The 12,986-nt window shown below is 48.6% G+C and carries 5 protein-coding genes and 1 pseudogene; 5 read left to right on the forward strand and 1 reads right to left on the reverse strand.

Annotation, left to right across the window (positions count from 1 at the left end; translation table 11 throughout):
- Positions 1–25 precede the first annotated feature (25 nt).
- The 5 genes from CE491_RS07800 (at position 26) to CE491_RS07815 (ending at position 12,150) form a co-directional block, all read left to right on the forward strand.
- Positions 26–2,182 carry a type I secretion system permease/ATPase gene (locus tag CE491_RS07800; protein WP_110947771.1) on the forward strand — a complete coding sequence of 719 codons (2,157 nt, stop codon included), beginning with the start codon at positions 26–28 and terminating at the stop codon, positions 2,180–2,182.
- Positions 2,175–3,596 carry an HlyD family type I secretion periplasmic adaptor subunit gene (locus CE491_RS07805; protein ID WP_110947772.1) on the forward strand — a complete coding sequence of 474 codons (1,422 nt, stop codon included), beginning with the start codon at positions 2,175–2,177 and terminating at the stop codon, positions 3,594–3,596. The genes CE491_RS07800 and CE491_RS07805 overlap by 8 nt, the downstream gene beginning before the upstream one ends.
- A 233-nt stretch (positions 3,597–3,829) precedes the next feature.
- Positions 3,830–5,029, forward strand: coding sequence for a glycosyltransferase family 4 protein (locus CE491_RS07810; protein WP_110947773.1), 1,200 nt, complete (start codon positions 3,830–3,832; stop codon positions 5,027–5,029).
- Between the two features lie 37 nt (positions 5,030–5,066).
- Positions 5,067–5,564 carry a hypothetical protein gene (locus CE491_RS30205; protein ID WP_199885028.1) on the forward strand — a complete coding sequence of 166 codons (498 nt, stop codon included), beginning with the start codon at positions 5,067–5,069 and terminating at the stop codon, positions 5,562–5,564.
- A complete protein-coding gene (locus tag CE491_RS07815) occupies positions 5,545–12,150 on the forward strand; it encodes a calcium-binding protein (RefSeq protein WP_110947774.1) in 6,606 nt (2,201 codons plus the stop codon). The genes CE491_RS30205 and CE491_RS07815 overlap by 20 nt, the downstream gene beginning before the upstream one ends.
- Positions 12,151–12,340: 190 nt before the next feature.
- On the opposite strand, the pseudogene CE491_RS07820 reads toward CE491_RS07815, so the two are convergent.
- Positions 12,341–12,986: pseudogene (locus tag CE491_RS07820) on the reverse strand (IS3 family transposase); the annotation flags it as partial.

Here is a 12,986-nt window from a genome sequence, read left to right on the forward strand (position 1 = left end):
AACATCACTCAAGCAGGGAAGCGTCATGAACACCGCAGAACCGTCCGTAGGTCCGAGTAATGGATCCAGTTTAGACACCGGTCTCACGACCCTGGTGATGCTCGCGCGGTTTCATCAAGTAGCTGCATCAGCGGAACAGCTTGCCCATGAGTTCAGCTCTGGCGGCGCATTTCAGACTCCTGAACTCCTCCTCGCGGCTCGAAAGCTGGGCCTCAAAGCGAAGGTCGCTCAAGTCACGTTGAATCGCCTTGATCGCACGCCGCTGCCTGCTATTGCCCAAGATCAGAGCGGTGGCTTCTTTATTATCGCGCGCCTCGATCAAGGGAAGGCGCTTATCCATGATCCAAGAGCGCAGCGGCCAGAAATTGTCACTCTTGAAGACCTGACGTCGCGTTGGACGGGACAATTGATCCTGGTGGGTACGGCCAATGGAGCGCCAAGTGAAAGCTCGCGTTTTGACTTCACTTGGTTTATCCCGGCGGTTGTCAAATACCGCAAGCTGCTTGGCGAGGTCCTGCTCGTCTCTTTTGTTCTGCAGATTTTTTCACTGATCACGCCATTGTTCTTTCAGGTCGTGATGGACAAGGTGCTCGTCCATCACGGGCTGACGACGCTCGATGTAATTGCGGTCGGCTTGGCGGGTGTGATGCTTTTCGAATCGGGCCTTTCCGGATTGCGCAGTTATGTATTTGCGCACACGGCCAGCAGGATTGATGTAGAGCTGGGTTCCAAGCTGTTCCGGCACTTGATCACGCTGCCTCTTTCGTATTTCCAGGCACGGCGTGTCGGTGATTCGGTCGCGCGAGTTCGTGAGCTCGAGCACATCCGTAGCTTCATCACCGGTAACGCGATCACGTTGCTGCTGGATGTGTTGTTCTCGGTGGTGTTCATTGCTGTGATGTTTTACTACAGCGGCTGGCTCACGCTGATCGTTCTGATCTCGCTTCCGCTATACATCCTTGTTTCGGTGTTGATTACTCCTGTCCTGCGTGCACGCTTGAACGACAGCTTCGCTCGTGGTGCCGAAAATCAGGCTTTTCTGGTAGAGACGGTCAACGGGATAGACACCTTGAAATCCATGGCTGTCGAGCCACAGGCCGTTCGCAAGTGGGACAACCAGTTGGCTGGTTATGTGGCCGCCGGTTTCAAAACCCAGACTTTGTCGACGATTGCTAACGAAAGCGTTTCGCTGATTGGTAAGTTCGTCACCGTCGCTACCCTCTGGGTAGGTGCTCGGTTGGTTATTGACGGGCAACTGACAGTGGGCCAATTGGTGGCGTTCAATATGCTCGCTGGCAGGGTTGCGCAGCCGATTATGAGGCTCGCTCAGCTTTGGACCAACTTCCAGCAGACCGGTGTTTCGGTTCAGCGTCTGGGAGACATCCTCAACACTCGCACTGAACTGTCGCAGGCGACGCGTAGCGCGCTTCCTCCGATCAAGGGGCGCATTGAGTTTGACCAGGTACATTTCCGCTACCGGCCGGACGGTTCTGAAATCTTGAGAGGTGTCAGCCTCGAAATCGAGGCCGGTGAAGTGATCGGTGTCGTAGGGCGATCAGGCTCCGGCAAGAGCACACTCACTCGGTTGCTGCAACGACTATATGTTCCTGAGCGCGGGCGCGTGTTGATCGATGGAATGGATTTGGCCCTTGCGGATGTTTCTTCGTTGCGGCGTCAGATCGGCGTCGTATTGCAGGACAACATGCTTTTCAACCGCAGCATTCGGGAGAACATCGCGCTAAGCGATGCTGGCGCGCCGCTCGATGCTGTCATCGCTGTCGCCAAACTGGCAGGTGCCCATGACTTCATTCTCGAGTTGCCTGAAGGTTACGACACTATGGTGGGGGAGCACGGGGCTTCGCTCTCAGGCGGGCAGCGTCAACGCATTGCCATCGCACGCGCCTTGATGGGCAATCCGCGCATCCTGATCTTCGACGAAGCCACTAGTGCGCTGGACTACGAGTCTGAGCGGATTGTGCAGCAGAACATGCAATCCATCTGTAAAGGCCGCTCGGTAATAATCATCGCCCACCGGCTCTCAGCAGTGCGTGATGCCAACCGGATTGTGGTGGTAGACCGTGGCCAGATAGTGGAGCAGGGCAGCCATGCAGAACTGCTGAGTCATCAAGCGGGGCACTACTCCCGTCTGCATCGTCTGCAGCAAGGAGGTGGGCATGTCTAACGCTGATAAAGCGGGGCTGGGACACCGCTATCGCCGGGTATGGCGTGAGTCGTGGCGACGTAGAAAGGAAATGGACATTCCCAAACGTCTCGCGCATGAGGTGCAGTTTTTACCCGCAGCACTGGAGTTGCAGGATAAGCCGGTTCATCCTGCACCTAGGATATTCATGTGGATAATCATGGCCTTTGCGGCGCTGGCGTTAACTTGGTCATTTGTGGGCAAAATAGATGTGGTAGCCACAGCATCAGGAAAGATTATTCCTAGCGGTAAGACCAAAGTCATCCAGTCCAGCGAGACCGCAGTAGTTAAGGCGATTCACGTCACAGATGGTCAAGCTGTGAAAGCAGGGCAAGTGCTGTTGGAGCTGGACTCGACCTCGGCAGATGCTGATGTGAGCCGAATTCGTAGCGATCTACTTGCAGCGCGAATCGACAGAGCAAGAGCCGAAGCGATGCTAGATGCTATCAGTGGGCGAAAAAGTCCTAGCTCGCTGGCTGGGTCAATTCCTGATGCAGACCCCGGGCATATTTTAGCGGCAGAAAGATGGCTTCAAGGTCAATATCAGGAGTATCGGAGCAGCCTGGATTTGGTAGAAGCCGAGATTCAGCAACGGCAAGCAGACATCCAGAGCGCGCGTGCTCAAGTTATGAACTTCCAAAAAGCGTTGCCAATTGCTACTAAGTTGGCGAACGATTATGAACATCTGCTGGAAAAGCAATACATTGCACGCCATGCCTATTTCGAAAAAGAACAGGCGCGACTGGACATTGAACGCCAACTAAAAGTTCAGCAAGTGAGTGTCTTGCAGTCGACGGCTGCCCTAAAAGAAGCTGAGAGACGCAAAGAAGGCGTCTTGGCTCAGACAAAGCGTGCCATGCTCGACTCGCTGCAGCAGGCTGATCAAAAAATTGCCTCCCTTGCACAAGAACTCAACAAAGCCATCTATCAAGAAAACTTAACGACAATTGAAGCGCCGGTTGATGGCACAGTGCAGCAACTCATCACTCATACTGTAGGAGGTGTAGTCACGCCTGCGCAACCGTTAATGTACCTAGTGCCGGAAAATCAACCTGTAGAAATTGAGGCGATGGTTGAGAATAAAGATATCGGGTTCATACATGAAGGGCAAAGTGTTACCGTAAAAGTTGATACATTTACATTTACAAAGTACGGGACGCTACAGGGTAAAGTTAGAAGCATATCTTTAGATGCGATAGATGACGAAAAAAGAGGTTTGATTTATAGCAGCAAAATAACGCTGGATACAAGCAGCTTGTTCGTGGATGGGCATGCATTTGTATTGAGCCCAGGCATGAGCGTAAATGCAGAAATAAAGATAGACTCGCGGCGAGTAATAGATTATTTCCTTTCACCGCTAACTCAGCATATTTCTGAGGGGCTTAGAGAACGATAGAAAATGGCGACAGCGATAATCATATTATTTGTAGGGGTGTCGTTATAAAATTTGAGATAGTTGCTAGAAAAATTGGAGCAACAAGGTGATCAGTTATATGGTGAATTCTCGAAGTGCTCCGGTAGCAGCTCATGTTTGAATTATCAACAAGTGCGTCTAGAGGTGTTTGGTAACTGAGTGTAATCAGCAATTTAACCGGCAATTTACATTTTATAGCGCAAGGTGTTTGCAAATTGAATGTTCTATTTATACATCAAAATTTTCCCGGGCAGTTTAGACCACTTGCATCAAGGCTAGCTCACGAAGGAAAACATAATGTATTGGCAATTTGTAAAGATGCGGCGCCTGGATGCGAAGGAGTAAGAGCAATACGGTATCGAATTGCATGCGCAGCCCCAGCTGAAGTCCACCCATACCTTCGGAGTTACGACTCCGGAATCGTTTATGGGCAAGCTGTGGCTAAGGTGCTACTTAAGCTAAAGAAAAACGGCTATCGCCCAGATGTAATTATTGCTCATCCAGGGTGGGGTGAGACATTATTCGTAAAGGACATTTTTCCAAATAGTAAATTAGTTCATTTTTGTGAGTTTTATTATCATTCTATAGGCGCAGACGCCGGTTTTGATCCGGAATTTCCTTTGTCCATAGATATGGCAGCAGGTCTGCGGGCTCGAAACGCCATGCATTTATTGAATCTAGAAAATTGCGATTTGGGTATTACCCCAACTAGATGGCAGCATAGCGTTCATCCCAAAGCGTATCAATATAAGATAAGCATTGTACATGAAGGGATTAGATTACAAGAGTTTGAGTTTCAGGAGTTGCCAAGACTAAAATTGCCTAATGGGATGGTTTTAGGAAGGGATGACGAAGTTGTTACTTATGTTGCTCGAGGGCTAGAACCATATCGAGGTTTCCATAGCTTTATGAGAGCGTTGCCACCGCTACTTCAGGCTAGAAAAAACTGCCAAGTAGTAATTGTCGGTGGAGAGGACGTAAGCTATGGGCGTAAACCAGATAAGGTGAGATCTTGGAAAGAGTTGATGCTCAAGGAGGTTGTTACAGACTATAGCCGCGTACATTTTATGGGGAAAATTTCCTATGCGGATTACAAGACAGTATTAGCGGTGTCAAGCTGTCACGTTTATCTAACCTACCCATTCGTGCTCTCGTGGTCTTTGCTAGAGGCTATGGCGGCAGGGTGCTTGATAGTTGGGTCGAATACACCTCCAGTAAGAGAAGTTGTCCAAGATGGAGTAAACGGGATTCTGGTAGATTTTTTTGATACTGACGAGATATCTAGAAAGATCATAAAAGTGCTGGCTAGTTCGACGGAGTTTGATAACTTGCGCGCCAGAGCGGCACTTGATGCTAGGGAATACTGTGAACAAAAGGGGACAAGTCGCTACAAGACGCTACTCGGATTGGCTTAGGAAACCAGCGAAAATTTTTGCAGGAAGTAAGGTGCTTATGTTAAAGAACTCGAGATTTGTAGTTGTGGTGTTATTGGTTTTGGTCGCTGCTGTTTGCATTTTTCATCCGGTTGATCCAGTAGGCTATTGCGCGAGCGAACATCGAATAATTCCTGGTTCTGAATTTCAGCGCGCCACTTTCAACATACTGAAGACACAGCGGAAATTAGTTCTCTCAGTTGAGGAGTTGGGAGGTGTGACTCGTCACAACATAAAGCCCTACGACGAAAAATATTCAAGGTGGGCTAAAAGCTTTGACGGGAACAATTGTTGCGATGTGGAAAGGCACGCAAGTTTCTTTCAAAGATTGACAGGGTTTCAAGAAGTTGTAGTTAGAGTCAATCCCCGCGCGCCTGAGCCTTATGATGATTGGCTTACTTTTAAATATGACGTGTGTGGTAATTTGAGAAGCTCAGACGCTGGTGTTCCCTCCGCTGAATTACATAACGTAAAGATAACTGACAAGGAATTGCAAGATGACAGCAACGACTTTTAACTGGACGCAGCTCGACATACAATCAGTTACTAATTTGTACCTCTATGGTCAGCTTGAAAGGCCTGCTGACATTGCGGATGCGGCATTGATAGAGAGACCTGACAGGCTGTCGGTTTTGGTAGATACAGCGTCATTTATGGAAAGTGGCCCAGGTCGCTTTGCTCTCGGGGCGAACTCCGCGATCGTTCAGCAGTTCTTCGCAGACTCTTACGACTCTGCTTGGATGGAGGTCGGGCACGGTTACACCGCTATAGAAATGGCTAGTCATTTAAATATAAAATTTGCTCCCATTGATTTTCAACATTGGGCCGTAGACGATCAGTCCGGTGACTACTGGGATCGTGTTTACGTTTGGAACAGCGCTGGGTTTAAAATATCAAGCAATTCTAGATTTGTTTTAAACGCGGACGGGACGCTTCATATAACCGATTATGCAGTAGTTCCGCGGCCGGAAGCTGACGAGAACTTTGATTTCAAAAGCACTGATGGTCTGGCTGGCTTGATCAATCCTTTGCTAGAAAGCTTTATCGACCCTTGGGGGATCGGGCGGCGTGTAGATTTCAAGTTTACTGAAGATGTGCCGTCAGCGCGCGATTATACTTTGGCAGATTTCAATAAAGAAAAAAATATAAACGATTTCAACCATGTGTCAGCGATTAGCAAAGCCCTTACTCTTCCTGCATTTTCAGGCTATCTTCCAACCGTACTAGAAAATTTTGGCATTACTTCCTATCTTCAGGAAGGGCGTGCAGTAGTTTTTGGGTCGATTGGCGACGACGTGCTTACATTAGAAAAAGTCACGGATATTATGAGCGAAGCCCAATCGATTGATGCCCTAAAAGCTGCAGCGACGGCAGTGGGCATGAACATGGTTGGTGGTAAAGGAAATGATAAACTAGTAGGTGAAGTCGGTAGCGATATTCTGCAGGGTGGTGATGACTCCGATAGCCTAGATGGGAAAGGAGGGCAAGACGAGCTGTATGGTGATAATGGTGATGACACACTAGTCGGCGGGCGTGGCGACGATTTGCTAGTAGGTGGCTCTGGCTTGGATCGTTATGAGTTTAATACTTTTGATGGGAGAGACAAGATAATTGATGATGATGGCATCATCGTAATTGATGGAGTGGTTCTCTCTGAGGCAAAGCAAGAATCCCCTAACGGTAATGTATGGGAAGCCTCCCCCTTTACAAGGATCGTTCTAGAGACTGAGCCGTCTGGCAAGCAAAACTTGATAATAACGTACTCTATTTTCAAGGACTCCGTAACAATCGAAGACTATCATAAGGGTAGCTTCGGATTGGATCTTAAGGACTATGTGCCCCCTCCGTCCCACTCTTCGTCGGGCAGCGTTAATTTCATTATTGGTGATAGACAGCCATCAGGCGGGTATGATCAGTGGGGGAATACCAATGATGATCCAAACAGCATCTTACTAAATCGACCTGATCATTTCTGGGATACAGATGGTTTGGATAGCATTTCTGGCTTAACAGGGGACGATGTTATTCATGGAGTCCGCAGTGGTGACGATACGTACGATGGTGGCGAGGGTAATGATGCCATAATTGGCAATCGTGATGATAACTTGCTGATTGGAGGTGAGGGAAAGGACGCGATATTTGGCGACGATATTGGAGACGCTGGCAATGATTTGATGTTTGGCTTCAAACAAATCTCGATAACAGATGCTATTGACGAAGGGAGTAACGCACCGTTCGAAACGGACAGAAACTTTCTGACAGGTGTTGGCGGTGATGACACCCTTGTGGGTTCCGCTGGCGATGACGTGTTAATGGGTGGGGAGGGTGATGATTGGTTGCTGGCCAGTGCAGGAAATGATTTGATTCTTGGAGGGGCAGTCGGTTACGAGATCGGATCAAATGGTGATATCACTGACTGGTCTGTTGTAATTGCAAAATCCGGTAACGGCCTGCCAGGCTCGACAGTAAATATCATCACCGAAAATATGACCGTTGAGAATAACGGAACTGGTAACAAGGTTATCTATGGTGGTCGGGGTGATGACACCATACTTGGTGGCGCTGGCCATGATTACATTAACAGTGGGAGCGATGACGACGACGTATATGGTGGCGGAGGAGACGACACTATATTTGGCGGCGCAGGGAATGATCATTTACATGGAGATGCTGTATCGGATCAATCAGCAGGTAAAGATCTTATCTATGGTGGTGATGGTAATGATGTAATTAGCGGAGGAGGGGATGCAGATGAGCTTTATGGCGGCGTTGGCTCTGATACAATCTACGGTGACGAAAGCTCTAGCACTGGCCACGTCGGTGGAGATGATTTAATCGACGGCGGAGACGATTCCGACCTAATTTACGGAATGACTGGCAATGATTTTATTCGTGGCGGGGGCGGTCAGGATACTATATATGGAGATAGCGACAACCCTGATGGCTCGACTCCTGGCAATGACACTGTTTATGGCGGTCTTGATGCGGATTTGATAGTCGGTGAATTTGGAGATGATAATCTTCATGGTGATGAAGGGGACGATATCATATGGGGGGATAAACAATCCGGTCCGTCATGGCAAGATGGGCACGATCGATTAGAGGGTGGCTCGGGAAACGATCAACTGGTTGGCGGAGGAGGCAACGATACCATTTATGGAGGAGAAGATAATGATACGCTTATAGGAGGGAATAATCTTAATGATGGCTATCGGGGTTCAGATGATGATTATCTTGACGGAGGAAATGGTAACGACCTGCTAATAGGGGATGGCGGAAACGATATGCTCATCGGTGGTGCCGGGGATGACATACTTCGTGATTTATCAGGAGATAACGTGTTTTTTGGTGGTTCCGGTAACGACACCATGATTGGAGGTTCGGGACATGACGTTTATCTATTTTCAAGTAGCGACGGCTCAGATGTAATCATGGACGCAGGCGGGGTCAATGTAATCAATTTCGGCCCCGGATTCGAACTTGAAGGAATTAAAGTCGAGATGACCTCGGCGACCTCTGCGAACCCATCCCTACGCATCTCTGGCAAGAACGGTTCGATGCTTTCATTGCTTGGGGGGTTGAGGTGGAGCAACTCAATATTCAATTTTTCAGACGGTGTTTCTGCCACGTATACGCAACTTTTGTCGTTAGTAAAAGCCTCTAGCACCCCAATTGAAACTCCTGGCTTAACTTTACACGGTAGCCACTTAGGCGACCAGCTTGAAGGGTTTGACGGTAACGATATATTGGACGGCGGTAAAGGCAATGACATTTTAATTGGTGGCGCCGGGGATGATACATATTTAATCAATGTCGGCGACGGAGTCGATGAGATTCGTGATTCGGTAGGCATTAATACCATAAAGTTTGGTGTTGGTATTACCAAAGAAGCAGTTAGCATCACAAATGGATATTCAGCAGATGGCAGTTCTATATTCGTTATAAATTACCCTGGCGGAAGCGCAACGATCCAAGACGGAATGTTTGGCGCCATCAACAAATTTGAATATAGTGACGGTACAATCGTTCCTTTTTCGGAGCTAATTAAGTCTTTTGATGGTTTGATACTCGATGCGAGTGATAGAGACGCTAGTATTCTGAATGGTGGCGACGGAGCCGATACCATATACGGTTCTGATTTCGCTGATAATATATCAGGCGGCTCGGGAAATGATATAATAGTCGCAAACTCTGGCGATGACCAAATCTTCGGTGGGGCAGGTGATGATGATCTAAGTGGTGGGTCAGGTAATGATTTAATTCTTGGAGGAGATGGTGATGATCTCTTAGCCGGAAATGCCGGTGATGATACGTTAGACGGCGGCGAAGGGATTGATGCTTACGTCTTCGAGATCGGCATGGGGAACGACGTTGTCATGCCAGAGCATGGTGTGAGCAAAATTTTTGTCCGCGACGACGTGCTAACTAATGCGCTTAGCTATGTACGTTCGGGGAATGATCTAGTTCTTCAAAGTGCGATTTCGGACGAAAGTCTCACCTTACGGGACTACTACGCTGGAACCTCGCAGTGGCTAGTCAGCTATCTAGGTCTGGAGACTTCACTTTTTGACTTCCTTGAAAATTTGAACGGTGTCTCCGAGATCAATATCTCCGGACTGGAGCAACAGTTTAAAGGTCGTGTTAAGGGAGAGTGGGCTGCGCAAGAGATCGAAAGAGGTCTTAAGGTAGGTTCGGACGGCAATTACCATTATATTCAATCTTTTAATAGCCAGACTGACGGTGGTTATAATGAAACTCTAGATATTGCTAATTTTTCAGAGTTTACTATTGGTTCAAGCTATGTTACGGTTGCTTCTAGCTACGACTCGCAGTATGTGTCGCACTCCGAGCAGCACCAAAATGGTGTTAGCACGGAGGTAATATATAAAAATGGTCCGATGCGAACTCTTTCCCTTGATAATGCAGCCGACCGCGCACTGTTACTTTCATTGTTAAATTCTGGAGGGGCGGACAAGTTTCTAGTGCTTTCAAAAGATCACTGGATTTACTATCCTGAGGGGCGCTACGAAACTGTAACTACAACTGTTCCAGTTTTCAAAACCACGACGCAAACGACTGTTACTAATACCACCACCTTCACGAAGGTGCTCGGAGGCGATGAGGACACTAATGCAACGGTAAGCAACTCCAACAGTTTTTCTGGCGGTGCGGGAAATGATTCTATCAGTGCTGTCGAGTGGGATGACTCTGTTGGATCAAAAATTCATATAGGGACAATGCTTCTTAGCGGTGGCGGGAACAACTTGTTGACCGGTGCTACTGGAGATGACTATCTGATTAGCCAAGGCGCAAATGACACACTTATCGGTGGGGGCGGGCAAGATATTTATGTGATTTCCGGAAGTGGGAGCGCATTAATTTTTGATCATCGCAATATGATCCAGCGAGGTGGAACGATCGATCAAAATGGCAATTATGTTCCTGGTAATTATGGTCATTATGATCTATCTGTCGACCATAAAGACACTGTCGTTTTTGAACATCTGACGTCCTTCGATTCGATCAGCCTGTCATGGGGAGAGGTGGTTTTAAATGGAAACTATCAAGAAGACATAATCTTCGGTGGCAATCTTGGGCAGCATCAGGCGTCGATGATCTACGCTACTCTGGACATCACGTTACAAAATGGACAAGTAGTTAGGCTTGTTATGCCGCATCCGGATGATGAGTCGGGCAGTGGTATAGAGTATCTCCAACTTGGGAACGGAGAGAAACTGGCTCTAGGAGATGTTCTTGCTTCTCATGGAATGTCTGCGGTCCCCGACATTTACAATAATGGTGCATTGATCAACGGTAACTCGAGTACATACATGATCGCTGGTGGCAGCGGCAACGATACGATTATTGGAGGTCAAGAGGTTCAGCCATGGGGCGTCTATGGTGAGACAATATTTGGTGGTGAAGGCAGCGATCTGCTCGTTGGTGGGGATGGCGGTGACTTCATTATTGGCGGAAAAGGCGCAGACACCATAAATGGTGGAGCCGGTGACGATACGCTTGGTAATCGGATTGAAGACTACTTCGGTGCCGGTAACGATTATTATGGTGGAACCGGTAACGATTCGATCTTCGGAACAGAGCACGTCGATAGGATTGCCTTTAACGTAGGGGATGGTCGAGACGTCATAACTGATTTGGCTCATCTAGACTCCTCTAGCTATAGTAGTCTTTTTTCGGATGTTGTATATGGCGGAGAAACCTATACTGATTGGGCTGGAATGCCTTCTGAGTTATCGAGTGCTATTCGGAGTCTGTGGGCAGAGCCGCTCAGTAGCTTTAATTCTAGCGCGTTGACCTTGGGCCAAGGAGACATACTTTCCTTAGGTCTAGGCATACAGGCTTCGGATTTGACATTTGAGTATTCAGGTCTTGATTTGACGATTCATGTTGGAGAGGGTGATGACTCTGTCACCTATACTAATTGGGCTAAATATCAGACCAAGCCGCTGGATAAAATTCAGTTCAGTGACGGTACTGTCTGGGATATTGGCCGAATCAAATCAGAACTTCCGCCTGTGCCCGAAGGGTACGGACCCACCGATGCTATGACCCTCAGTTCCCACTCTTTAGACAATAATTTGATTGGTACTTCAGTCGATGACTACCTGATCGGCAGCGTGAAAAATGATCACCTTTTTGGTGGGAATGGTAACGATGTGTTATCTGGTGGTATCGGCGACGACACCCTTGAAGGAGGGGCAGGCGCTGATACATATATCGTTGGTTACAAAAGTGGCAAAGACATAATCAATCTTCAAGATGATAATGGCTCTTTTGACGACACTCTACAGGTCCTTGACATTGCCCATGACGGACTTTGGTTCGCGCAACATGGCAACGACCTAACGATTACTCAGATGTATGGAGATGACAGCGTAACGGTCAGTAACTGGTTTGGAGCGGAGCCCAAGAGGCTCAAGCAAATTGTAGCCGCTGATGGTGCTGTTTTACTTGAGGGGCAAGTTCAAAATTTGGTTGACGCGATGTCGTCGTTTTCAGGTGGATTCGGCGACCCCGGGGTACAGTGGGGGACTGCTGAACGAAACCAATTGGAAGTTGTAATAGCAACGAGCTGGAGTTAATCCTCAGGACGGCTAGTCCAGATGTATCTGTTGGGCTAGCCGTTTGAGTTTTTTAAACGCTATGAGTAGTGTTAAAATTAAATTAGATGATATTTGTGAGGGTCAAATAGCGTATTGTGAGTCTGAATCAGTGCATGCCCAGCCGCAGTGTTGAATCGCCCCGGGTTTCGTGGAGGCCGTTTCGTTTAAGTCAGGCTGCCACGGCCTGACCTGTTTGTTGCTGGTGGAACTTTGCCTCAGCCTCTGCAAGCGGTATATACCCGATTGAGGTCAGTAGGCGCTGATGGTTGTACCAGTGCACCCAGTCCAGGGTCGCCATTTCAACCGCTTCTCGACTCTTCCAGGACTGACGGTAAATCAGCTCAGTCTTGTACAGCCCGTTGATGGTTTCAGCCAAGGCGATGTCGTAGCTATCGCCCTTGCTGCCGACCGAGGGCTCGATGCCGGCCTCCGCCAGTCGCTCGGTGTAGCGGATAGAGACGTACTACCTACCACGGTCACTATGGTGAATCAGGCCACCCGTGCGGTGCGGCTGACGGGCGTACAGGGCTTGCTCCAGGGCATCGAGCACGAAGTCGGTCTTCATGTGGGGACTGATTCGCCAGCCGACGATGCGCCGCGCAAAGACGTCAATCACAAAGGCCACGTACAGCTAGCCCTACCAGGTCGAGACATAGGTTAAATCCGACACCCACAGTTGGTTCGGACGATCGGCATGGAACTGACGCTGGACATGATCCAGCGGACAGAGCGACTTGTCGCCGGCCACCGTTGTCCGCACATCCTGCCCACGCCTTATGCCCTGCAGTCGAGCTCCACGCATCAACTGCTCCACC

This window comes from Pseudomonas bohemica (genome assembly GCF_002934685.1).
In the GTDB taxonomy this organism is placed as follows: domain Bacteria; phylum Pseudomonadota; class Gammaproteobacteria; order Pseudomonadales; family Pseudomonadaceae; genus Aquipseudomonas; species Aquipseudomonas bohemica.

Excerpts from the sequence above, each read along its gene's own strand:
- CE491_RS30205 (WP_199885028.1), top strand. The coding sequence starts at position 5,067 with ATGTTAAAGAACTCGAGATTTGTAGTTGTGGTGTTATTGGTTTTGGTC.
- CE491_RS07800 (WP_110947771.1), top strand. The coding sequence starts at position 26 with ATGAACACCGCAGAACCGTCCGTAGGTCCGAGTAATGGATCCAGTTTA.
- CE491_RS07805 (WP_110947772.1), top strand. The coding sequence starts at position 2,175 with ATGTCTAACGCTGATAAAGCGGGGCTGGGACACCGCTATCGCCGGGTA.
- CE491_RS07815 (WP_110947774.1), top strand. The coding sequence starts at position 5,545 with ATGACAGCAACGACTTTTAACTGGACGCAGCTCGACATACAATCAGTT.